This window comes from Algoriphagus persicinus (assembly GCF_035156415.1).
In the GTDB taxonomy this organism is placed as follows: Bacteria; Bacteroidota; Bacteroidia; order Cytophagales; family Cyclobacteriaceae; genus Algoriphagus; species Algoriphagus persicinus.
On sequence record NZ_JAYEEY010000007.1, the window covers coordinates 19,029 to 44,085 of the forward strand.

General features: G+C 41.6%; 19 protein-coding genes. 9 read left to right on the forward strand and 10 right to left on the reverse strand.

All coding sequences use genetic code 11. The features are described 5' to 3' along the window. Nucleotides 1–40 precede the first annotated feature (40 nt). From leuC to ilvD, 7 genes are all read right to left on the reverse strand, one after another. Nucleotides 41–1,447: a 3-isopropylmalate dehydratase large subunit gene (gene leuC, locus U3A58_RS07055; RefSeq protein WP_323822701.1), complete on the reverse strand. Its 1,407-nt coding sequence runs from the start codon at nt 1,445–1,447 to the stop codon at nt 41–43. Between the two features lie 2 nt (nt 1,448–1,449). Next, nucleotides 1,450–2,958 (reverse strand): 2-isopropylmalate synthase, encoded by a 1,509-nt coding sequence (locus U3A58_RS07060; RefSeq protein ID WP_323822702.1) that lies wholly within the window; start codon nt 2,956–2,958, stop codon nt 1,450–1,452. Between the two features lie 19 nt (nt 2,959–2,977). Further along, nucleotides 2,978–4,021: a ketol-acid reductoisomerase gene (gene ilvC, locus U3A58_RS07065; RefSeq protein WP_323822703.1), complete on the reverse strand. Its 1,044-nt coding sequence runs from the start codon at nt 4,019–4,021 to the stop codon at nt 2,978–2,980. Nucleotides 4,022–4,085: 64 nt separating this feature from the next. After that, a complete protein-coding gene (ilvN, locus tag U3A58_RS07070) occupies nt 4,086–4,586 on the reverse strand; it encodes an acetolactate synthase small subunit (protein ID WP_323822704.1) in 501 nt (166 codons plus the stop codon). A 17-nt stretch (nt 4,587–4,603) separates the two neighbouring features. Further along, nucleotides 4,604–4,795, reverse strand: a complete 192-nt coding sequence (locus tag U3A58_RS07075) for a hypothetical protein (protein ID WP_323822705.1) — start codon at nt 4,793–4,795, stop codon at nt 4,604–4,606. Between the two features lie 9 nt (nt 4,796–4,804). After that, the gene (ilvB, locus tag U3A58_RS07080; protein WP_323822706.1) at nt 4,805–6,499 is read right to left on the reverse strand and encodes a biosynthetic-type acetolactate synthase large subunit; all 1,695 of its coding nucleotides are present in this window, start codon (nt 6,497–6,499) and stop codon (nt 4,805–4,807) included. A gap of 4 nt (nt 6,500–6,503) precedes the next feature. Next, nucleotides 6,504–8,183: a dihydroxy-acid dehydratase gene (gene ilvD, locus U3A58_RS07085; protein ID WP_323822707.1), complete on the reverse strand. Its 1,680-nt coding sequence runs from the start codon at nt 8,181–8,183 to the stop codon at nt 6,504–6,506. A gap of 535 nt (nt 8,184–8,718) precedes the next feature. Between ilvD and ispE the strand changes: the two genes are divergently transcribed. From ispE to U3A58_RS07100, 3 genes are all read left to right on the forward strand, one after another. Next, on the forward strand, nt 8,719–9,528 hold the full coding sequence (gene ispE, locus U3A58_RS07090) for a 4-(cytidine 5'-diphospho)-2-C-methyl-D-erythritol kinase (RefSeq protein ID WP_323822708.1): 810 nt from the start codon (nt 8,719–8,721) through the stop codon (nt 9,526–9,528). Nucleotides 9,529–9,597: 69 nt separating this feature from the next. Further along, the gene (locus tag U3A58_RS07095) at nt 9,598–9,840 is read left to right on the forward strand and encodes a ribbon-helix-helix domain-containing protein (protein WP_323822709.1); all 243 of its coding nucleotides are present in this window, start codon (nt 9,598–9,600) and stop codon (nt 9,838–9,840) included. Further along, nucleotides 9,827–10,159 (forward strand): type II toxin-antitoxin system PemK/MazF family toxin, encoded by a 333-nt coding sequence (locus tag U3A58_RS07100; RefSeq protein WP_323822848.1) that lies wholly within the window; start codon nt 9,827–9,829, stop codon nt 10,157–10,159. Before U3A58_RS07095 ends, U3A58_RS07100 begins: the two co-directional genes overlap by 14 nt. A 6-nt stretch (nt 10,160–10,165) precedes the next feature. Here the strand turns inward: U3A58_RS07100 and U3A58_RS07105 are convergent, their stop codons facing one another. The 3 genes from U3A58_RS07105 to tgt are packed head-to-tail and all read right to left on the reverse strand — an operon-like array spanning nt 10,166 to nt 13,280. Further along, nucleotides 10,166–11,074, reverse strand: a complete 909-nt coding sequence (locus U3A58_RS07105; RefSeq protein WP_323822710.1) for a DMT family transporter — start codon at nt 11,072–11,074, stop codon at nt 10,166–10,168. Next, a complete protein-coding gene (locus U3A58_RS07110; RefSeq protein ID WP_323822711.1) occupies nt 11,075–12,148 on the reverse strand; it encodes an LptF/LptG family permease in 1,074 nt (357 codons plus the stop codon). It abuts the gene before it with no gap. A 1-nt stretch (nt 12,149) separates the two neighbouring features. Next, nucleotides 12,150–13,280 (reverse strand): tRNA guanosine(34) transglycosylase Tgt, encoded by a 1,131-nt coding sequence (gene tgt / locus U3A58_RS07115; RefSeq protein ID WP_323822712.1) that lies wholly within the window; start codon nt 13,278–13,280, stop codon nt 12,150–12,152. A 7-nt stretch (nt 13,281–13,287) separates the two neighbouring features. Here tgt and U3A58_RS07120 point away from each other — a divergent pair, with 7 nt between their 5' ends. The 6 genes from U3A58_RS07120 to dnaE all read left to right on the forward strand — a co-directional run bounded on the left by U3A58_RS07120 (nt 13,288) and on the right by dnaE (nt 24,789). Further along, entirely contained in the window at nt 13,288–14,538 is a 1,251-nt protein-coding gene (locus tag U3A58_RS07120; RefSeq protein ID WP_323822714.1) for a glycosyltransferase, read from the forward strand. Beyond that, nucleotides 14,529–15,140 (forward strand): RNA polymerase sigma factor, encoded by a 612-nt coding sequence (locus U3A58_RS07125; protein ID WP_323822716.1) that lies wholly within the window; start codon nt 14,529–14,531, stop codon nt 15,138–15,140. The genes U3A58_RS07120 and U3A58_RS07125 overlap by 10 nt, the downstream gene beginning before the upstream one ends. After that, a complete protein-coding gene (gene rsmG, locus U3A58_RS07130; RefSeq protein ID WP_323822717.1) occupies nt 15,140–15,784 on the forward strand; it encodes a 16S rRNA (guanine(527)-N(7))-methyltransferase RsmG in 645 nt (214 codons plus the stop codon). The genes U3A58_RS07125 and rsmG overlap by 1 nt, the downstream gene beginning before the upstream one ends. A gap of 687 nt (nt 15,785–16,471) precedes the next feature. Then, nucleotides 16,472–19,288, forward strand: coding sequence for an outer membrane beta-barrel family protein (locus U3A58_RS07135; protein WP_323822718.1), 2,817 nt, complete (start codon nt 16,472–16,474; stop codon nt 19,286–19,288). Between the two features lie 19 nt (nt 19,289–19,307). Beyond that, a complete protein-coding gene (locus U3A58_RS07140; RefSeq protein ID WP_323822719.1) occupies nt 19,308–20,051 on the forward strand; it encodes a GLPGLI family protein in 744 nt (247 codons plus the stop codon). Between the two features lie 451 nt (nt 20,052–20,502). Next, on the forward strand, nt 20,503–24,789 hold the full coding sequence (gene dnaE / locus U3A58_RS07145) for a DNA polymerase III subunit alpha (protein ID WP_323822720.1): 4,287 nt from the start codon (nt 20,503–20,505) through the stop codon (nt 24,787–24,789). Nucleotides 24,790–25,057: the final 268 nt, after the last annotated feature.

Genomic DNA, 25,057 nt, shown 5'->3' on the forward strand with positions numbered 1-25,057 from the left:
TTTGGTTATAAGTAAAAGCCCTCAATCACCATCTTCAACATTAGTTCTCGAAAACTTCTCTTGGGTCGCATATTTCACCTCTTACGGCAACAGCTGCAACCGTCAACGGAGAGGCAAGCATGGTACGCGCACCTGGCCCTTGACGACCTTCAAAATTTCTATTAGAAGTAGAGACTGCATACTTCCCAGAGGGGATCTTGTCATCATTCATCGCCAAACAAGCTGAACAACCCGGCTGTCGTAGTTCAAATCCTGCTTCTTCGAGGATTTTCACCAAGCCTTCCTCATGTGCCATTTTTTCCACTTCACGGGATCCTGGCACGATCCAGGCGGTGATATTTTCTGCTTTCTTATGACCTTTTACAAATTCGGCTACAGATCTGATATCTTCAATTCTTCCATTTGTGCAAGATCCTACAAATACGAAATCGACTTTTTTACCTTTGATCGCCTCGCCCGGCTCAAAACCCATGTAGGCTAAGGATTTCAGATAAGAACTTTTATTGCTTCCTTCCATTCCTTCTGTAGTAGGAATAGTTCCTTTTACTTTGATACCCATACCCGGATTAGTCCCGTAGGTGATCATCGGTTCTATATCTGCAGCATCGAAGTGGTATTCCTTATCAAATACAGCATCTTCGTCTGTTTTCAGTGTTTTCCAGTAAGCAACTGCCTTATCCCAATCCTCACCTTTAGGAGCGTATTGCTTTCCTTTTAGGTATTCGAAGGTAGTTTCATCAGGAGCTATTAAACCTCCGCGTGCGCCCATTTCGATAGACATATTACACACAGTCATTCTCGCTTCCATAGAAAGACTCTGAATTGCAGATCCAGCATATTCTACGAAGTATCCAGTAGCACCAGCCGCTGAAATCTGTGCGATTACATAAAGAATCAAATCTTTAGAAGTAACTCCTTTACCAGCCACCCCATCAATGGAGATTCTCATTTTTTTGGCTTTAGACTGCATGATACATTGCGTAGCAAGCACCATTTCTACTTCAGATGTACCTATTCCAAATGCAATAGCACCAAAAGCACCATGCGTAGAAGTATGGCTATCTCCGCATACGATGGTCATTCCTGGCTGAGTGATGCCAAGTTCAGGGCCAATTACGTGTACAATTCCGTGATGGGCAGAACCCAAATCGTGAAGCTCAATGCTATATTTGGCACAGTTCTCACGAAGTCTTTCTACCTGCATACGGGAAAGCTTGTCCTTTATAGTTTTATCCTGATCGACCGTAGGTACGTTGTGATCAGGTGTAGCAACTGTTCTGCTTGGGTTTTTCACTCCTATTCCACGCTTTTCCAGATTTAGAAAAGCTACCGGAGAGGTCACTTCATGGATAAAATGCTTATCGATGAAGAATACATCTGGACCAGCCGGTACGGATTTCACTACGTGAGCATCCCAGATTTTATCAAATAATGTTGTCTTTTCCATAATTATGCGGTCGCGTATTCCTTGACCGGGATTTTATTGAGTGCATCGACAAAAGCCTGAGCTGATGCCAAAACGATGTCTGTATGAGAAGCGAAACCATAATAAGGCTTGTCTCCTTTGATTAATCTCATGTGAACTTTAGCCACGTCATCACTTCCGTGCGTAATGGCTTGGATCAGGAATTCTTCCAGTTCAACTGCTGGCTTTGCACTTTTTTCAATTGCCTTAAGCACTGCATCTACAGGTCCGTTACCATGTGCGGTAGCAGTATGTTCCGTATCGCCAATCTTCAGGGATACCTGGGCTTGGATAGTGCCGTTGGAAGAATAAGTAACCTTACCTAGTTCAATGAAATTAGAATCTTCTACGTATTTGCCTACAAGCCCCAAAAGGTCCTTCCGTCCAATATCTCTCTTGCTATCCGCAAGGATCAAGAATTCCTCATAAACTTCACGAAGTGCTTCACCTTCGAGTTCTACTCCCAAAGCATCCAAGTGATGCTTTAAGGCAGCTCTTCCAGATCTTGCTGTCAGTACTATTGTTGACTCACCAACACCCACATCTTTCGGGTCAATGATTTCGTAGTTTTCTCTATGCTTCAATACGCCGTCTTGATGAATCCCGGATGAGTGTGCAAATGCATTTCTACCAACTATAGCCTTATTTGGCTGCACAGGCATATTCATCAATTTGGAAACTAATCGGCTTGTATTATAGATTCTAGGAGTGACGATTTCAGTATGGACGTCGATAGATTTATGACATTTGATTGCCATTACCACTTCTTCCATAGAAGTATTTCCGGCTCTCTCTCCGATACCGTTGATAGTGACTTCCACCTGACGCGCTCCTTGTTGTACACCTGCTACTGTGTTGGCAGTAGCCATTCCTAGATCATTGTGACAATGGGTGGCAATAATAGCTTTGTCGATATTCGGGACATTATTCCTCAAGCTTGCGATTATGGCTCCGTATTGCTCAGGAAGGCAATATCCGGTAGTATCAGGTATGTTGACAACGGTAGCACCTGCTTTGATCACTTCCTCAATGATCTTGTTCAAGAAGTCTTCGTCTGCACGACCTGCATCTTCAGCGTAAAACTCCACGTCATCTACAAATCGTCTGGCGAACTTCACTGCTGCCACACCCCGAGCAATAATATCTTCGGGAGTGGAGCGCAGTTTGAATTGAATATGATAAGGCGAAACACCAATCCCGGTGTGAATCCTACCCTTTTTAGCGAATTTGAGGGACTGAGCCGCTACTTCGATATCTTTTTCAACAGCTCTGGAGAGGGCACAGATAATCGGGTTTGAAACTGCCTTTGAAATCTCGAGTACAGAATTGAAATCTCCTGGACTAGAAATTGGAAAGCCGGCTTCGATAATATCTACACCTAGATCTTCCAGCGCTTTTGCTACCACAATTTTCTCCTGGGTATTCAGCTGACACCCGGGTACTTGCTCCCCATCTCTCAGGGTAGTGTCAAATATCCATAGCTTCTCACTCATAGTTCTTGGGGGTTTTGTATTAATTATTTTCTGGTCTCAACTGACGGACGACAGCACCTGCCTGCCACATTTCAGAATCTCTCAATTCTTTCAATTCAGCTTCCAATTTTACTCTATAGTCTTCTTTAGAGTTAGAGTCAATTGACTTCTGAGCCTCTTGTCCAGTTTTTACGCTGTTATACAATTCTTCGAACACCGGCTTGGTAGCGTCTCTGAATGGCTTCCACCAATCCAATGCACCTCTTTGTGCAGTGGTAGAACAGTTTGCGTACATCCAGTCCATTCCGTTTTCAGCTACCAATGGCATCAGTGACTGAGTCAGTTCTTCCACTGTTTCGTTGAAAGCTTCAGAAGGTGAGTGACCGTTTGATCTCAACACCTCGTACTGTGCAGCGAATATACCCTGAATAGCCCCCATTAAGGTGCCTCTTTCCCCTGTCAAATCGGAAGTTACTTCACGGTAAAAATCGGTCTCAAACAAATATCCTGAGCCTACCCCTATACCCAGAGCTACAACACGATCATAAGCTTTGCCAGTTCCATCCTGATAGATTGCATAAGAAGAATTCAATCCTCTACCTTCTACAAACATTCTTCTCAAAGAAGTACCAGAACCTTTAGGAGCTACCAAGATCACATCTACGTCAGCTGGAGGTATGATGCCCGTTTTATCTTTGTAAGTCACACCAAAACCATGAGAGAAATATAATGCTTTACCTGGAGTCAGGTGTTTCTTTACCGTTGGCCAAAGTGCAATTTGCCCTGCATCAGAAAGAAGGAATTGAAGAATAGTGCCTTTTTCGCAAGCCTCTTCCAATTCGAAAAGTGTTTGTCCGGGAACCCAGCCATCAGCTACCGCTTTATCCCAAGTCTTGGAGCCTTTACGCTGACCTACAATCACGTTGAATCCGTTGTCTTTCAAGTTTAGTGCCTGACCTGGGCCTTGTACGCCATAACCTAGTACTGCGATCACTTCATCCTTGAGTACTTCTCTTGCTTTTTCCAGTGGAAATTCTTCCCTAGTTACTACGTTTTCTTCTGTTGAGCCGAATTTTAATTTCATGAGCTTTTAATATTTATTTCTAGTGTTTAATAGGTTCCGGTGGAATCCCTTTTTTGGTTTATTTCTATTTGACAAAACTGTCAATTGTCAACATTCTTTTGGCGACAGCGACTCTACCTGATCTCGCAAATTCTAAGAGACCATACCCTTTGAGAATTTCGAGTAGTTCCTGCGTTTGCTCCTTGTGCCCTGTCAGTTCCAACACAACAAAATCCGGTTCTGCCGCGATAATCTTAGCATTGTGCTGACGAATGATTTTCTCTAATCCTCCGTCTAATCTTGAAACAGGAATTTTGTACAATGCGATCTCCTGATAGACTACGCTCTCATCTTCATGATAGAAAGCCTTGATCACATCGATAATTTTCTCGATCTGATTGACTAGCTGGATTACCGTATCTTCCGACGCGTTTACCTCAATGGTAATCCGATGGATTCCCTCCAAGCGGCTTTCCGAGGCTGTGAGAGCATCTATATTGATACCCCTTCGGGTAAAAATAATAGTGATGCGATTAAGGATACCGATGAAATTCTCGGTAATAACGAATATAGTATATCGTTTCATGTGTTTATAATTTGTTTTTATAAGGTCACATGGAATCTCGCATGGTAGATAATCATCTCAGTGTGTAACGCTTGAGTCATGCTCGATTTCATCTGTTTATAATTGTTTTCAAAGGTCATAACCTGTCCCGTGACGAAGGAAACGGGATGGTATCTCACATAGTTAATAATCATCCCTCTGTGTGACGTATGAGTCATGCTCGATTTCATAGGGTTAATTTAGCTAAGTCTAACCTCTTCCACTGAACAGCCAGTGGCAATCATTGGGAATACATTATCTTCTTTTTCCACTACTACTTCGAGGAAATAAGGACCATCGTGAATCAGCATATCTTCTATTGCTTCTTGTAAATCAGCTCGCTCAGTGACTTTCTGCGCCTGAATATTATATGCCTCAGCTATTTTGATGAAATCAGGATTGTCAAGTTCGGTAAAAGAATACCGCTTTTCAAAGAACATTTGCTGCCATTGCCTCACCATTCCAAGAAAATTATTGTTAAGCAATACAATTTTCACTGGGGCTTTGGTCTGCATGATGGTTCCCAATTCCTGAATAGTCATTTGAATACCTCCATCGCCAACTACGCAGACTACCTGCCTAGAGAAATCATACATTTGAGCTCCCAATGCTGCTGGAAGCGCAAATCCCATGGTTCCCAAGCCACCGGAAGTAACTTGTGTTCTTGGTTTTTTATAATTAAAATACCTCCATGCAATCATTTGATGCTGGCCTACGTCTGTCACTAATATTGCGTCGTCTGCTTTGTATTGGTTGATTTGATGAATTACTTCTCCCATCGTCAAACCAATTTTGGTAGGCTTCAAATCTGGCTGAATCACTGTGGCATTTTCCTGGTCTGCCAGTTCTTGGAATTTAGCCATCCAGTCAGGATAAGCATTTGACTTCACAGCATCAGTCAGCAGACTCAGACTATCTTTACAGCTACCGAGTACTGCCACCTCACACTTCACTATTTTATTGATTTCCGAAGGATCAAGCTCCAGATGGATCACTTTTGCTTGCTTTGCATAACGCTTCAAATCACCCGTTACCCGATCATCAAACCTCATTCCCACAGCGATCAAGACGTCGCACTGATTAGTCAGTAAATTTGGCGCATAATTACCATGCATCCCAAGTTTACCCACATAATTTGGATGTTCCTCCGAAAGAGCCCCAGACCCTAATAAAGTAGAAGCAGCAGGTATCCCTGATTTATCCAAAAAAGCTTTCAATTCCACTTCAGCTTCTCCCAACACAACTCCTTGGCCAAAAAGCAAATAGGGTCTTTTAGCCATATTGATCAAAAAAGCAGCTTCTTGAATTGCTGTCTTCTCTACAGGAATGTGCGTTCTATAGGATCGGAAACCAAGACACTTGCTGTAATTGAAATCACCAAAATCAGTCTGAGCATCTTTAGTGATATCAATCAACACAGGCCCTGGCCTACCAGACTTGGCTATATAAAAGCCTTTTGCGATAGCCGGAGCTATATCCTCCACTCTTCTGACCTGTATATTCCATTTGGTACCTGGCATAGAGATGCCCACTACGTCAGTTTCTTGGAAAGCATCTGTACCAAGTAAGTGCGACGCTACTTGTCCGGTAATACACACCAATGGTGTACTATCGATTTGAGCATCAGCTAGTCCAGTGATCAAATTCGTTGCTCCTGGCCCTGAAGTAGCAATGCAGACCCCTACTTTACCTGATACTCTAGCATATCCTTGAGCTGCATGGATGGCTCCCTGCTCATGCCGGGTGAGGACATGCCTTAACTCATCATGATAGTCATGTAATGCATCGTAAACCGGCATAATAGCTCCTCCGGGATACCCGAAGATGATTTCTGCATTTTCGGCAATAAGTGATCTGACTACTATGTCAGCCCCTCTGATCATCGAATCCTTCATGGGTTTAGAATTTATCTGTTACGCAACCTTCTGATGCCGTTGCTACAAGTTTATTGTATTTCTTGAGAGTTCCCTGTAAGTCGGACAAATCTCTTTGCTTCCAGGATTTTTTTCGTTCTGCGAGTTCCTCATCTGAAACGTCCACTGTCAGTTTCAAATTGTCTGCATCAATAGTGATCATGTCTCCGTTCTTCACCAAGCCAATAGGCCCACCGCTCCATGCTTCAGGAGTCACATGCCCCACTACAAAGCCGTGTGTACCACCTGAAAATCTTCCATCAGTAATCAAAGCAACATCTGCTCCTAACCCTGCTCCAATGATCATGGAAGTCGGCTTGAGCATTTCCGGCATTCCAGGACCGCCTTTAGGCCCTATATTTCTAATAACTAACACTTCACCTTTTTGTACTTTGTGATCTCGAATAGCATCATTTGCTTCCTGCTCAGAATCAAACACATGAGCGGGACCTGTAAACGAGCTACCTTCCTTTCCTGTGATTTTAGCAACTGCACCATCGGGAGCTAAATTACCTGAAAGAACGCATAAGTGTCCAGTTGCTTTGATAGGTGTTTCGAGTGGATGAATCACATTCACCATAGAAACAATCACCGGTTCTATATCTTTTAGATTTTCTTCTAATGTTTTCCCTGTCACAGTCATACAATCTCCATGAAGGAATCCATTCTGCAGCATATATTTCATGAATGCCGGTACGCCACCTTGCTCGTGAAGGTCCTCCATCATGAATTTGCCAGAAGGCTTAAAGTCACCAAGCATTGGAGTCTTCGCGTTAATCGCTTTAAAATCTTCAATAGTGAAAGCTACTCCGGCAGTTCTTGCTATCGCAATAATATGCATTACTGCATTGGTACTGCCTCCTAAAGCAATAGCAACCGTAACCGCGTTTTCAATGCTTTTTCTGTTAATGATATCACTAGGTTTGATATCCTTTTCTAAGAGGATTCTCATGTATTTATTTACTTCTCGGCATTCTCTTAGTTTTTCTGGAGAATTTGCCGGATATGAGGACGAGTAGGGCAATGACATGCCCATTGCTTCAATAGCCGAGGACATGGTATTTGCGGTGTACATTCCGCCACAAGCTCCTTGACCGGGACATGCATTACGCATCACACCATCATAATCTTCGTCAGAGATATTGCCATTCACTCTTTTTCCGAATGCCTCAAAGGCAGATACAATGTTCAACTTTTCTCCTTTATAACTACCAGAAGCGATGGTGCCGCCATAGACCAATATGGAAGGTCTATCGGTACGGATCATTCCCATCAATGCGCCTGGCATATTTTTGTCACAACCAGCTACTGACACACAGCCATCGAAAGAGTGGCCGATAATAAAAGACTCAATAGAATCAGCAATGATTTCTCTGGACACCAATGAATATCGCATTCCAAGCGTGCCCATGGTAGTTCCGTCAGAAATCCCAATGGTATTAAAAACCAAACCGGTCAGATCGTGCTCCTGTGAGGAGGCTTTGATCAGACCGGCAAAGTCGTTCAGGTGCATATTGCAGGGGTTACTTTCATAACCACAACTGGCTATCCCTACAAAGGGCTGTTTCATTTTCTTATCGCTCATACCAGTGGCGTAAAGCATGGCTTTACCTGCTGGATGCTCGTCATTTTCACTTATTTCCCAACTGTGTTTTTTAAGAGTCATATTCATGGGGGTATAAAAAAAGTGCCTCAGGTTAGTGAGGCACTTCAGATTTTTTTCTTATTTCATTATAAAGAATAGTCTAGTGCCTCACATTTAGAATCCAATGAGAATAATTATGCTTAGCAAAATGACTACGTTATACATACTGTTTTTCTAGGTTCTCTTCGATTCGACACCGAAGTATGGGACAAACTTAAAACCGAATTTTCAGACTTACAATATTTAATTTTACATTTTTAAAGTTACTCAGTTAAAAAATGTATAGAAAATATTTTTTTTCAAAATATAAATCTTCAATACCTACTATTTACCCCTGTTTTACAGCAAATGATTTGTCTAAATTTTAGATTCTCAAAATTTTGTACTGATTTCTATTTTATTCAACTTTCAGCAAAAGTTATTCTCTTTTTTTTAATAAGAAAAATGATATACCACATTTCCTTCAATATATGCTAGATTTTTTACCGAATTATCAATTGGAGGAAACTTCAAATCCCTTAGATTTTATTCTATTTTTGACCAAACATTCAATCAAATGATTTCATTTCCAAACGCAAAGATCAATCTAGGCCTTCATATCACAGCCAAAAGAAAAGACGGATACCACGATATCGTGAGCTGTATGATCCCTATCCCACTTACTGATGCGCTGGAAATAATCATTGATCCCAAGAAAACAAATTTTGCTATCTCTGGTGTACAAGTTCCGGGAGATCCGAAAGACAATCTCATTCTCAAAGCTTATCAACTTTTGAAGAAAGACTTTCCAAACTTGCCTCACGTAAGCATTCATTTGAACAAGAACATACCGATTGGAGCTGGTCTTGGAGGGGGATCTTCAAATGCTGCATTCGCACTAAAGCTGATGAACAATCTCTTTGATTTGATCCTGGATGATTTCTTCTTAGAAGAATATGCTGCGCAACTTGGAAGTGATTGTGCATTTTTTGTCGAGAACACGCCGAAAATCGCAAAAGGAAGAGGAGAGCTTCTAGAGCCTGTGGAATTGGACTTGAAAGGAACTCATTTGGTTTTAATTAATCCAAGAATTCATATTGGAACCAAAGAAGCTTATGCAGGTGTCACTCCAGCACTCCCAAAAGTCAAACTCGAAGAGGTATTAGCTGATCGAAACCGCTGGAAAGATGAACTTGTCAATGACTTTGAGCCTAGCATTTTCAAAAACCATCCAGAAATTGCCGCAATAAAAGAAAAACTTTATGAGAATGGCGCTTACTATGCCGCGATGTCTGGTTCTGGGTCTTCGGTTTTTGGACTTTTTGAGAAGAAGCCACCTGTTATAAAATGGGAAGATCGCTGTTCTAGCTTTGAAGAAATATTGTAAAATGCTGAAAATAAGCTTGGTAATGGGTATATTGTGATTTATATTTGTGAATCATAAATATGAATTACAATGGCGACTTACACTAGTACACTTCCCGACGACCTTCTTCAAAGGCTCGCTGATTATGCAAAAAAGCTATCTCTACCCAAGAATAAATTGGTAGAAAATGCCCTTAATCTCTATCTCGACCATCTTAAGCGCGCTGAATATGTCAAGTCATATAAGCAGGCGGCTCAAGACGATGATATTCTCATGGTAGCAGAAGAAGGGATGAGCAATTACCTACAGCAGATTGAAGATGAGGCAAGGTGAGATCTGGATGTCTGATCTCAATCCCGTGATAGGGTCTGAGCAGGCTGGAAGAAGACCGGTTGTCATTCTTAGTGGGAATCTGATGAACAAATTCTTGCAGGTGGTGATTACCGCACCTTTGACTTCCAAAGTCAAAAACTATCAGGGAAATCCAATCCTAGAGCCATCTCAAAAGAATGGTTTGAAACTGGAGTCTGAATTGATGGTTTTTCACATCCGATCCATCTCTAAAGATAGGCTGATCGAAAAAATAGGAGAAATTTCAAATAATGAATTAAAAATGGCTCTAGCAACTCTGACCGATATTACAACTCTCTAGAATATTTTACCCCAGCGGCCGTACTGGTTTCCTCCGTTTATTCAAGTAATTCAATACAGGATAGGTCAACACCGATATTAGAATAATCCCTGTACCCAAATAAAACTGTGGAGTCATTTTTTCGCTTTCTCCAAAAATCAATACAGCCAGAACAATCCCATAAACAGGTTCTAGATTCACCGTCAAATTGATAGAAAATACCGAAAGCCTCTTCATCAATTCTACTGAAACAGAAAATGCATACACTGTGCAAATCCCTCCCAGTATAAAAAGCCAAAACCAGTCGTAGCCAATCCAGTTGAGTTGCAGTCCTTCATTTGTCATGAAATTGGAATAAATAGGCATAAAGAGGAGTGTGAATAAACAAGCTCCCGCCATTTCATAGAAAGTGATTTGATATGGATTATGCTTGTGGGCCAGTTTTCCATTCAGAACAGAAAATACTGCTGCCAAAAATGCAGATGCTAGCGCCATACTTAAGCCTAACCAATAGCCCGATTCAAAACTGAAAATCACCAAAAGACCTGAAATCACCATTAAACCAAGACCAACTTCATACCACTTTACTTTAGTCCTGTTGAATAGTGGCTCTACGAAAGCTGTCCAAAGTGAAGTAGTCGCCATCCCCGCTAAGCAAACAGACGCTGTAGAAACTCTCGCTGACCAAAAAAATAGAATCCAATGCATGGCAATTACAAAACCTACTCCAGTCACTTTGATCATTGAAGAAAAGGGAATGAGTAGATTTTTCTTTTTAAGCAAAAAAAGTCCGGCAACTCCGACCGACGCTATCAATGTTCTATAAAAAACAAGTTCTATCGCAGGCAAGCTGATCAGTAACCCTAAAATAGCGGTGAAACCCCAAATGAGCACAATCAGATGAAGCATCAAGTAATCTTTGATCGTTGCGTTCATCTAGCGAGGCACAGTTTTATAAAGGAGAAGTCCTGTTGCTGCAAATATGATATTGGGTAGCCAGACTGCAAAAATAGGGTAATCAGTTCCATTTTCGGCAAACGTCCTAGAGAGTATAAATAAGATGATGTACACAAAAGCGAGCAAAAAGCCCATAGCAATCTGAAATCCGGAACCACCACGAGACTTCCTTGCCGACATAATTACCCCAATAAAAGTCAAAATTATCGCAGCAAAAGGAGACATAAATCGCACATAACGCTCGATTTTATAAAAACCTACATTATCGGCTCCCCGAGCTTCCAAAATCCTAATTTGCCTTCCAAGCTCTGGTAGTTTTAATGTTTCATGATGATTATCAGGCAAATCAAAATCTTCAGGTCGAATGGAAAGCGTAGTATCAAGTTTCTCCCCATCCGTATAAATTTCTTCACGCTCCTTAAGTACTCGGAGTTTCCAATTTTTTAACGTCCAAGTCCTTTTGGCTGTATCCCATTCGATAGTATTTGAAGAAAGTTTAGCCAATAGTTCTCCATCTTTGATTGTCTCTAGCGTAAAATTAAAGCCAGTGTTAGAAGTGGAATAAAATCTGCTTATATAAGCTAAAGAATATTCGCCGACTTGGATATGAAGATTCGATTCGGAGGATGTTTTTTCCTTTTCCAAATAGTTTATTCGAAATTTACTCACTCCTTCAGTTGCTCCTGGTAAAACCCACCCATTCAATAAAAAACTAGCGCCACCTATCATGATGGCAGCAAAAAGAAAGGGTCTCAGCAATCTCATAAAACTAACTCCACTGCTCAGTATAGCAATTATCTCGGTTCTCCCTGCCATTTTGGAAGTGATAAAAATAACCGATATAAAGACTGTGATAGGTGTCAAGAGGTTGTTCAAATACAAACCATAATTGATCATGTACTTAAAGATCTCACCAGAAGGAACCTCATTTCTCATGTAGGTGTCATTCTTTTCCGTAAAATCCAAAACCAAAACCACCAGAATCAACATGACCACCACAAAAAAGTAGGTCTTTAGAAAATCCTTAATGATCAGTTTGTCGAGTAGCTTCATATTAAAGTCTGGTGCTTACTTTCTTCACCATTTGATCTTTCCAAACGGCAAAATCACCGGCTAGGATATGTTCTCTAGCCTGGCCTACAAGCCAAAGGTAGAAACTCAGGTTATGAATACTGGCAATTTGCGCAGCCAATATCTCCTTGCTGATCGTCAAATGCCGTAAATATGCTTTGGAATAAAACGTACTCACATATCCGCCGATAGTAGGATCAATTCCTGTGAAATCATCCTTCCACTTTTCGTTTCGGATATTTATAAATCCTTCAGACGTAAATAGCATACCATTTCGGGCATTTCGAGTAGGCATTACACAGTCAAACATATCTACTCCCAACGCGATACACTCCAGAATATTCGCCGGAGTCCCCACTCCCATCAAATAGCGAGGTTTGTCCTGAGGCAAAATATCAGTTACCAACTCAGTCATCTCATACATCATCTCGGCAGGCTCCCCTACCGAAAGTCCACCGATAGCATTACCCTGCTGGTTGGTAGAGGCGATAAATTCAGCACTTTGCTTACGCAAATCTTTATAAACAGAGCCCTGAACGATAGGGAAAAGTGTCTGGTTGTAGTTATATTTCCCTTCAGTCACATCAAAGCGATCAATGCAGCGAGTCAGCCAGCGGTGAGTCATCTCCATAGAATTCCTAGCATAGCCATATTCGCAAGGGTAAGGAGTACATTCATCAAAAGCCATGATGATATCAGCGCCAATTGTCCGCTGGATATCCATCACATTTTCAGGGGTAAAATGATGCTTGGAACCATCAATGTGAGACTTAAACATCACACCCTCTTCCTTGATTTTACGTGTTCCAGAAAGCGAAAATACCTGATATCCTCCACTATCTGTTAAGATTGGTTTCTCCCAGCCGTTGAATTTGTGAAGTCCCCCAGCCTTTTCAAGTACCTCTAGCCCAGGTCGCAAATATAAGTGGTAGGTATTCCCAAGGATAATTTGAGCTTTAATATCTTGATCCAACTCCCGCTGATGCACTGCCTTCACCGAACCAGCTGTACCTACAGGCATGAAAATAGGTGTTTGTATATCACCATGGTCTGTTTTGACTACTCCTGCTCTGGCTTTACTTTTGGCATCACTGTATTCTAATGTAAACTTCATATCGCTAATGGGTTGCTGGAGAGACGTTCTACAGATTGTCCCGTTCAGCCCACAAAAATATACGCTTATTCTTAAACGGTTTGCTGAATTTGATTTTATATTTGCGCAGCAAAAGCGACCTATGGGCCTATTTTTACTTTGGTTTTTCTTCGGTGTTGGAATACTTATCCAAGCTGTTTACCTCTTGGTTATTTTTGGACGGTCAGCCTTTTACTCCGGTAATAAACCTCAATCTACTGCCACAAATGAGGAAGGAGTCACCGTGGTGGTTTGTGCTCATAATGAATTTTCAAACCTCCAAACTCTCATTCCTAAGCTTTTCGAACAGGATTACCCTACTTTCGATGTCATGATCGTCAATGACCGATCCTCCGATAAAACCAAGAAACTATTGGAAAAAATGATGGAGAGTTACCCTAAACTCCGATCCGTCACTGTCAAATACACACCGCCACACGTCACAGCCAAGAAATATGCACTTACGCTTGGCATCAAAGTATCCAAAAATGATGTCGTGCTTTTAACCGATGCTGATTGTTTGCCAAAAACAGATCAATGGATCCGAAAAATGACCGCACCGGTGAGAAATCAGGATAAAACTTTTGCTGTAGGCTTTTCGGGCTATGAACAAAAATCGGGCTTTTTAAATAACTGGATTCAGTTTGAAACCTTACTTACTGGATTGTACTACATCTCATTTGGACTATGGAAAAGACCCTTCATGGGCATTGGTAGAAATCTTTGTTATCGGAAAGATTTTTTTATGGAGGCAAAAGCTTTCAAAGGACTTTGGCATATTGAAGGTGGAGATGACGATCTCTTTGTAAACCTATACGCAACTGGTAGAAATACTTCCATCGTAGTGGATCCTGATGCCAATACCATTTCAAAACCCAAGGAAACCCGAAAAGAATATCTGGTTCAAAAGAAAAGGCATCTGCACGTAGGAAAGTATTATCGAAGTGAGGACAAAAGGAAGATTGGACTATACTCCTTTTCTCATGCATTATTCTGGCTTGGGGGATTAGGATTACTTATTTATTTCGGTTTAGCTGAAACCTGGGAACATTTTTCCATTGTTTTCGGTATTATTCTACTGAGGTCTATACTCGTAGTACACATTTTCAAAGCTGCTGAGAAAAAGATCCAAGGAACTAAACCACCAAAAAACATCTGGATGCTTGATTTCTTGTATTTAGGTTACTTTTGGATTTTAGGGACAATTTCCCACCAGGCAAAAGACATCCAATGGAAATAAACGAACGCGGTTTTTCTAAGAAAGCACTCGAAGACTTTGAGTTAATTGATCAGGCGGTACAACATAAGGATCAGCAAGCCTACGCCTCTTTGATGAAGCGCTACAAAAAGGCCGTTTATTACATGATCTTAAAAATGATCCGAAATGCAGATGATGCTGAAGATCTCACCATGGAGGCTTTCGCCAAAGCTTTTAAAAATCTGCACAGATTTAAGAAAGATTATACCTTTTCCACCTGGCTTTTCCGCATAGCCACCAACAATACCATTGACTTCATCCGTAAGAAAAAGCTCAAAACTATGAGCCTGAACACAACCATGTCTGATGATGGGGGAAACTCGGTCACCATCGACGTGGAAGATGATGACAATAACCCACAGGATGAGTTCATCCGCACGCAGCGGATCGAGATGGTGAGAATCTTCGTGGACAAGCTTCCCGCTAAATATCGTAAGCTAGTACAGCTTCGCTATTTCGATGAGCTTTCCTATGAGGAAATCGCACAAGAACTTGAAAAACCGTTGGGAACAGTGAAGGCACAACTTCACAGATCCAGAGAATTACTTTACGAAATCGCCGCTGGCAAACAAAAACACATTTGATGAACTCTGGCACACAGCTTATCCAGTCTTATTTTCCTGACCTTTCCGAAACTCAGCTTGCCCAATTCGACCTGCTTCAGGAGCTTTATGATGATTGGAATTCCAAAATAAATGTGATTTCCCGAAAGGATATGGAAGAATTCTATGTGCATCATGTGCTGCATTCCCTAGGAATTGTGAAAGTGATGCCATTTGAGCCAGAAACAAAGATTTTAGATATAGGTACTGGAGGTGGGTTCCCAGGGATTCCTCTAGCGATTATGTTTCCGGAAACTCAATTTCATCTGGTGGACTCTATCGGAAAAAAAATCACCGTGGTAAAAGACGTGGTAAAACAGTTAAAGCTATCCAATGTGGAAGCCCAGCAAGCTAGAGCTGAGCAGCTAATACGCAAATATGACTTTGTGATCAGCCGGGCAGTCACTCGCATGGCCAATTTCTATCCTTGGGTGAAAAACAAAATCCGAAAGGAAGATATCAACGAATATCCAAATGGCATTCTTTACTTGAAAGGGGGCGAAGTGGATGAGGAATTGGAAGAATTAGGTAAATCTTATGTCCTATACCATCTGGAAGACTACTTCAAAGAAGCATTTTTTGAAACAAAAAAGGTGATCTATATGCCTTGGGAGGACAAGAGGTGAAAATTTATTTTTTTGATTTTCAGTAACATTAAAAAATTACATAGTACATGAATGTGTCAGTACTTGGCCCAATCGGTAATAGCTAGTTTTTTATGAGGTCAGGATTAATTGCCCCGATTGGTATTTTTAAGGCGAAGATATTTAGCGGTATTTCATTTTGTCACTTAAGGACGGAAATATTTTTTCAAAAAGCCACTACCTCAAAGAAGTATTTGTCCACTTATGAACTTGGAACTATTTCCACTTATCCCCACCCCATCTCCACAAATAACATTCTTTAACAAAATATTCAGCCACTTTTAATCAAATCATTACTATACTAGTAGTATTAAAATATACATTAGCATAATAATTAGGTGTTTACCGAATTTTTCGTTGGAAGGCACTGCTTGATAGAAAGAATTTTTGATTTGTTTAAGAACATCACTAACCGAAGAAGAGAGAAGTGAAGGGCATATTTTTCTAGAAATTGGGGCTCAAATTTTAAAAAGGTTGACTAAGGGTTGCAAAAAGTAAAGTGCATTCATTTTCAACTTATTTAGCTGGATTCATAAACTGTGTATACAATCCTGAGCCTGTCATCTGATACTGCCAATTCATCATTACAAGTTGAATTGGTAGTGATTATGGGGTGGAGAATAGTTTTAGTCAAAGAAATTATAGTTAAAAATAAAACACTGAAAAAAAATGAAATTACTCCTTTCATGCCTTCTTTTGGTTGCCATCACTTTTGTTTCGCATGCCCAATCCAAACTTACTATTCGGGGAACGGTGAAAGACACCACGAATATCCCCCTCGACTACACCTCGGTGCTACTTCTTAGCCCAAAAGACTCGGCCTTGGTGGCCTACACCCTGACTAATAAAGACGGAGAGTACCAATTCAAAAACGTAGATAAGCAACCGCTGCTCATCAAAGCCACCTATATGGGCTACCTTCCCATTCAAAAAGAACTGGTTCTTCCCGAAACAGGTGACTTGGAAGTCGATGAGATTCAGTTGATGCCCATCTTACAGGAACTCTATGAGGTGGTAGTAAAAGCCGCCAAAGCGCCGTTGATGATGCGTGGAGACACGCTTGAGTACGATGCAAGCAAATTCAAAGTGCCCCCTGGAGCGACCCTGGAAGAATTGCTCCGCAAGCTGCCCGGGATACAAATCGACAAGGATGGAAATATAGTTGCACAAGGGCAGCAAGTACAGAAGGTAACAGTGGATGGAAGGCGTTTTTTTGGAGGCAACACCAAAATGGCCACGCAAAACTTGAATGCAGAGTCAATAAGCAAGCTTCAGCTATACGATGACAAGTCAGAACAGTCCAAGCTCACAGGCGTGGAAGATGGAGTTAAGGAAAAAACCTTAAACGTTGAGCTGAAGGAGGAGGCCAAAAAAGGAGGTTTTGGTAAGCTTTCTGCAGCACTGGGTACCGACGGAAGATGGTCTGCAAATGCCTCTTTCAATAAATTTGACAAAGTAAACCAATTTTCGGTGATCGGCTATGGCAATAATGTCAACCAATCCGGTTTGAGCTGGGATGACTTGCAGGAGTTTAGAGGGAGCGGTGCATTCCAATTTGGCGACACTGGGGACTTTGGTTTTAATGGAAGCGGTGGGATGAGTTATATTTCGTTTTCAGGTGGGGACAATGAAGAATCCTTCGAAATCCCCTTCAACAACCTCAACTCTGGCTACTCCAACAACCAGGCCATTGGAATCAATTATAACTACCTGAAGGACAAGAAGGATTTCAGTAGCAACTACTTCTATAGCCGTAGTGATCAAACGCTAGAAAGCTTCAATAGCAGAACAAACTTCCTGCAAGACAATACATCCTTCACTTCCACTGACCAAAGCTTACAAAATAACATGGCAGGTCACCATCGGGTAAACCTTCGTTTTCAAAACGAATTAGACAGCGCCAATACAATCACTATTAACGCAAAGGGAAGGCTAAGTACACTTACTACATCCTTGGCCAGCCATCAGGAGCTGATTCGCAGTAGTACGGAGCAAAGCCAAATGGATAGGAACAACCAATCGGATAAATGGTCAGGGGCCTTTCAGGGCACTGCAATTTATAGGCATAAATTCAAAAAAAACGGACGAAACTTTGCTGCCAGTATCAGTGATACTTATAGTAATGCAGACCAAAATGGTATACAAAAATCCGTCGTAGATCTCATGAACTCAACAGACCCAAATACCTATTTCCGAAACTTGGATCAATTGAACCTGGCACTGAATGGCTCTAACCTGATCAAGTCAAGCCTACTCTTTGTCGAACCCATCAAAAAAATATTTTTCTGGGAGACTTTCTACAATTTCAGCCAGTCAAAGAGCCAAACAAACCGACAAGTATACGATGTGGAATCAAGTGACACCCAAGAGCTAAATCCGGAACTCAGTCGATTTTTTGACAACACAATTACCTACAACAGGTTCGGTTCCAGCATCAGATATGCTAACAAAGGCTCTAATTTAAGCGTGGGTTTAGCCGCCTCCAACTACCGATTGAATGGACAGTTTTCAGTGGTAGAAGCTAGTGAGATATTAGGCCGAGTGGATAAGAACTACCTCAATTTCACCCCTAATGTGAGTTACTGGAAAACAATGAAAGGCAACAAGCGTATCAACGCAGGCTATGCCATGGGTGTTTCACCGCCAAATATTTCCGATCTACAGCCATTCAAGGACATCTCTAACCCCTTGTATATTCGAGAAGGAAATCCTGATCTAGAGCCCGAAGTATCCCATTCTTTCAATACAGGATATAGCATGTATGATCCTGCCACGTTTATAAATTTGCGGTTTTCATTCAATTCAACATTCTATCAGAATCAAGTCGTTCAAAATCAAACCATAGACCCCGAAACCTTTGTCACTACCTACAAGGCAGGAAATGTTTCAGGGGGACAGCGTTATTACCCATATCTAGGTTTTGGTTTTCCCATCGTAAAAACCAAGGCTACCGCGTACTTATTTGCAAATCCCTCTTATTCTAAAAGCCTCTCCCTCATCAACTCAATCGAGACAGAGACCCAAACTTATAGCCATAACTTTGGGGTAAATTTAGATCTGACACCTTTAGAATGGCTCAGCCTATATACCGGGTCATCCTTCCGACTTAGCAAAACCAAATACGAACAGAACCCCTCCCGAAACCAGGACATATTAAATTGGAGTGCCTATAGTAATATGAACATAAAATTCCCAAAAGATTTTTACCTAGATGTGAAATTCAACTATAATAGATATCAAAATGAAAGTTTTGGATTTGATCAGAAAGTACCTATCCTCAATGCATTCGTCTATAAACTTCTCGGCGAGGCTAAAAAATGGGAAGTGAGGCTCTCTGCTTATGACATCTTCAAGCAAAATCAAACCATCAGCCAGTATGCAGGCCAAAACTACGTTTCCACTGGACGCATTGAAACTTTGTCAAGATACTTCCTACTCGGAATAACTTATAATATGCGGGGAGTAGAAGTAAAAAATAGAAGATAGACTAAACTAGCAGCCAACCATGAAATTAAAATTTCTAAAAACCCTTGTCCTGGTCTTGATTACTACAGGACTTAGAGCCCAAAATATAGTGGGTGAGGTAGAATACCGATACCGCATTTTTTATGATAAAATCTATTCCGGCTTGCCCCACCTTACCCAACAGGAAAAGGACAGAATTCTACTTACTTGGAGTAATCCTGAAGGCTACAGCACCCGGATGAAACTCCAGTTTTGGCCAGAAAAAAGTCTCTACACCTTCGGTGAACCCTATGAAGTGCGCAGCTACTCTTGGCAAGTAGAAGACTATTTCATTGAAAACAATCTTAAAGATCAAACCTATCTGAAATACATGGATCAAATGGGCAAAACTTACATAGTCCGTGGCAGCCTAAATGCTCCAAAATGGAGAGTAATGAACGAAATACGCGATATTCTCGGACACATGTGCATGAAAGCCGTGAGTGAAGACAGCATCAAAGGCCAAAAGGTCACTGCGTGGTTCGCCTCCGATATTCCCGTTTCAATCGGTCCTGAAGAACAATTCGGGCTTCCAGGTTTAATTTTAGCCTATGACATCAACGACGGCATGCTTATCGTGGAAGCAGAGAAAATTACTTTTGGGGAACCGGAAAAAATCATCACCCTGCCAAAAAAAATGAAGGGGAGAGAAGTATCGGGCACTAAATATCAGGACATAGTCCGAGAGTTTATCCAATCTTCCATCGAAAGCAGGGGAGCTTGGATGTGGGAAATAAGATATTGAGAAGGCTGTAGAAAGTACAAAAGCGGAAAGTAAGAAGGTGGAAAATTGCCAGGAAATGTACAATCCCTATGAAATTGTAAAATTAGAAGATTGCCTTAGACGTTCACCTATCCAAAAGGAGAAATCCTTTTGGATAGGCGGTAAGAATAAAACTCAAAATCAGGTAATACACCATGAAAACCATCTGGTCTTTTCAGATGAATTAGAATTTGTTGGGGAAAGCAAATCCCGCTTTATTTGCTCGGATTTCTATATTAACTAATGAATTGCTTTGGGATAGTATATCATTATCCCACTTCTCGACTGCACAATTTCAAAATGAGATTTAGCCAAATTTTGAAAGTTGACTTTTTAAAATATGGTTTTGGTATTAAATCCGACAATTACCCCCACTCCACTTGTCTCCTTTCAGAGATTAGCCCTAATTTGAAGTCTCAATTCCCCAAGCTGTATGTATTTAATTTTTGACACCGAAACCACCGGTCTTCCCCGCGATTACAAAGCCCCCATGTCCGATGTGGACAACTGGCCTAGGCTAGTCCAACTCGCATGGCAACTGCATGATGGGAAGGGAAATCTGATCTCGAATCATAACTACATTATCCGTCCCGAAGGTTTCACTATTCCTTACAATGCAGAGAAGGTTCATGGGATTTCCACCAAGCGTGCTTTAGCCGAAGGACACGACCTGAAGCAGATCCTTGGAATCTTTGATGGAGATGTGAAGCAAGCCAAGTATTTAGTGGGTCATAATGTGGAGTTTGACGTCAATGTGGTTGGCTCGGAATATTACCGGGCGGAAGCTACTATGCCGCTGACCGCAAAGCAGCTGGACACAAAAGATATTTCTACGGAATTTTGCGCACTTCCAGGCGGCCGAGGTGGCAAATTCAAATGGCCTACACTTACCGAGTTACACCAAAAACTTTTCGGCAAAGGCTTTGGTGATGCGCACGATGCAGCTTATGATGTAGACGCAACAGCCCGCTGTTTCTTTGGATTGATCACCCAAGGAGTACAAGCTCCAGAAGCTGGAATTACTATTCCTGAAGTAATCTATGAAGCCCCAAAGCTAGAGGAAGCCAACTTTGCGCAAGCAAAAGACACTCAAAAAGCTGCCGCAAAAGATGTACTGAAACAGGCTGGAAAAGCTAATATCTCTGAACTTACTGACATTCCTTTTACGCACCTGCATGTGCACAGTCAATATTCGGTACTTCAGGCTACTTGTGAGATCCCAGCTATGGTGGCTCGCGCAAAAGAGCTTGGGATGCCGGCGATTGCGATGACAGATCATGGCAATATGATGGGTGCCTTTCACTTCGTGAAAGAAGCAATAGGAAAGGACATCAAGCCTATTTTGGGATGTGAATTCAATCTATGTAGAGATAGAAAAAACAAATCCAACAAAGACGATGGATTCCAAACTGTCTTATTAGCAAAAAATAAAGCGGGATATCACAACTTGGCAAAATTGGCTTCCTATGCCAATATCGAAGGATTTTATTATTTACCTAGAATTGATAAGGAAGTCTTGGTTCAATACAAAGGCGATCTAATCGCTACCACTGGTGGACTTTGGGGAGAGATACCATTCTTGATTTTGAATGTGGGAGAGACTCAAGCTGAGGAAGCATTTGTCTGGTGGAAGGAGCAGTTTGGTGAAGATTTCTATGTAGAGCTAAACCGACACGGGGTTCCTGAGGAAGAGAAAGTAAACGAGGTGCTATTGGAATTTGCGAGGAAATATGATGTGAAGTATTTCGCTGCAAACAACTCTTATTACACTGAGAAATCAGATGCAAAAGCCCACGATGTATTGCTGTGTGTGAAAGACGGTGAGCTCTATGAGAAGCCGAAAAAGTATATAGGCAAGCGGGGCCGTGAGTTTCGATACGGCTTTCCAAATGATGAGTTTTATATCAAGACTCCCGATGAGATGAAAAAACTCTTTGCGGATTTGCCGGAAGCGATTGAGTGTACTAATGAGATCACTGAGAAAATCGAGACGTATAAGCTTGCCCGCGAAGTTCTCCTTCCTGCATTTGAAATCCCGGAAGAATTCAAACATGCAGAAGATGAAGCAGATGGAGGGAAACGTGGGGAAAATGCCTTCTTAAGACACTTGACTTACGAAGGGGCAAAAAAGCGATACCAGGAAATAACTCCAGAAATCGAAGAACGTTTAGATTTTGAGCTCGCTACTATTCAAAATACCGGATATCCCGGTTACTTCTTGATCGTACAGGATTTCATTGTGGAGGCGAGGAAAATGGGAGTTTCAGTCGGACCTGGACGTGGATCCGCAGCAGGATCAGCCGTCGCCTATTGCACGGGCATCACCAACATTGATCCAATCGAATACAATCTCCTTTTTGAGAGATTCCTTAACCCCGATAGGGTTTCCCTTCCTGATATTGATATTGACTTTGACGATGAAGGCCGACAAAGTGTGATTGACTATGTAATCAAAAAATACGGCTCAAATCAGGTAGCCCAAATCATTACTTACGGTACCATGGCTGCAAAATCAGCCATTCGAGATACGGCAAGGGTGCTGAATCTTCCACTTGCAGAAGCTGGAAGATTGGCGAATTTAGTACCAGATATCAAATTGAAAGCACTTTTTGGCTTGGCCGGCAATAGAGCTGCGCTTTCGGACAAACTCAAAGGGCAGGGCGAAATGATTGCAAAAGCAGATGAACTGATCCGGATTTCGAAAGGACAGGATGAATCAGCCAAAACAATCAATCAGGCGACGATGCTGGAAGGATCTGTGAGAAACCTTGGTATCCATGCCTGTGGTGTGATCATCACGCCATCTGACATTACCGATTTTGTCCCGGTTGCCTTGGCAAAGGATTCGGACATGGTTTGTACACAGTTTGACAACTCAGTGGTAGAATCTGCTGGCCTGCTAAAGATGGACTTTTTGGGTCTAAAAACACTGACTCTTATAAAAACTGCCATTAGAATCGTAAAGGAAAGGCATGGTATCGAGCTAGACGCAGATCATTTTCCTATTGATGATGTGAAAACTTACGAGCTCTTCCAGCGCGGTGAGACTGTGGGGATCTTTCAGTATGAATCCGCCGGGATGCAAAAATACATGCGCGAACTGAAGCCTACGGTTTTTGCGGATTTGATTGCTATGAACGCTTTGTATCGACCAGGGCCATTGGCCTATATTCCTTCCTTCATTAAGCGAAAGCATGGGACTGAACCGATCGAATACGATCTGGAAGACATGCAGGAATACTTGGAAGAAACCTACGGAATTACGGTTTACCAAGAGCAAGTGATGCTGTTATCACAAAAACTCGCCGGATTTACCAAAGGTGAGGCGGATGTATTGCGTAAGGCAATGGGTAAAAAGCAGAAGGATGTCCTAGATAAGATGAAGCCAAAGTTCGTTGAACAGGCTTCCGAGAAAGGCCATGATGCAAAGAAATTGGCGAAGATCTGGACTGACTGGGAGGCTTTTGCATCCTACGCCTTTAACAAATCCCATTCAACCTGCTATGCGTGGATTGCCTATCAGACGGCCTATTTAAAAGCCCATTATCCTGCTGAATATCTAGCTTCGGTTCTGAGCAATAACATGAATGATATCACGCAGGTGACATTTTTCATGGAAGAATGTAAGCGTGCAGGTATTCCAGTATTGGGGCCAGATGTGAATGAATCTAAAAATGGCTTTACAGTAAATGCTGAGGGAGAAATCCGATTTGGAATGGCCGCGATCAAAGGTGCAGGCTCTGCCGCTGTGGATGCAATTATCCAAGAGCGGGAGAAAAACGGTCCCTATAAAAATATTTTTGACTTTGCGAAGCGGGTAAGCTCCAAAGCCTTGAATAAGAAAACCATGGAAGCACTGGCGATGGCAGGCGGATTTGACTGCTTTCCTCAGCACCATAGAAGGCAATATTTGGAATCAGCGGACGGGGATTTGAATTTGATTGAGAAGGCCACCAAATATGCTCAGAAAGTACAGCAAGAGGAAGAAAGTAATCAGGTAAGCCTATTTGGTGGAGGAGCTGGGAACATGGAAGTTCCACTTCCGACCATTGCACAAATGGAGCCGTTCACACAACTGCAACAACTGAACATAGAAAAAGAGGTGGTCGGACTTTACATTTCAGGTCATCCACTTGATCAGTTTAGATTAGAAATTGAATCGTTCACAAATGCTTCTTTGCCTGATCTGAATGATTTGGAAAGTTTGAGAAATCGAACTGACATCAAACTGGCAGGTTCAGTAGCTACTTTTGCCCATAGAACTACCAAAAATGGAAAACCTTTTGGCACACTTACGCTGGAAGATTATCAGGGAGCATTTACCTTCTTTTTGTTTGGAGATGATTACGTGAAGTTCAAAGAGTACTTTATGCCAGGCTGGTTTTTGTTTATCAGTGGAACAGTAGCAGGAAAGCGATGGGCAGAAAATGAACTGGAATTTAAAATCGGCAACATTACACTTCTTGACGAAATTCGTGGCAAAATGGTAAAAGGCCTCCGGATTAATATAGACTTGGATGATTTGACCCTTGATCTGATGGAGAAGCTGGAAGCAATCACAGAGAAATATAAAGGAGATGCAAAGCTGTATTTTGATGTGGTGGATCGCAAAGAAAATATTTCTTTGGAGCTTTTCTCTAAAAGGTTCTCCATTGATCCTAGCGCAGAAATGATCAAAGCACTGAAGGAAATTCCCGAGGTAGTTTATCGGGTGGTTTAGTGGAGAGATTCCTTTTGCTAAAAGTAATGCTTTGTTTAAGTGAATATATGCTTCTTGAAAAGTATCAAGTAGTTAGAAACAAGATTTATGACAATGCATTTTGTAAGTTTTGATACTTGTGTCAATTGTCTTTCTATATCATTTGAAATCTATAATTATCCTCCAGAATGATGGTATTGTATTCAATATATAAGCTAGTTCTTATCGTTTTCATCGATCCCCCATAGACAAAAAATTCAAATCCCTCGGAACTTATTAATCCTCTATT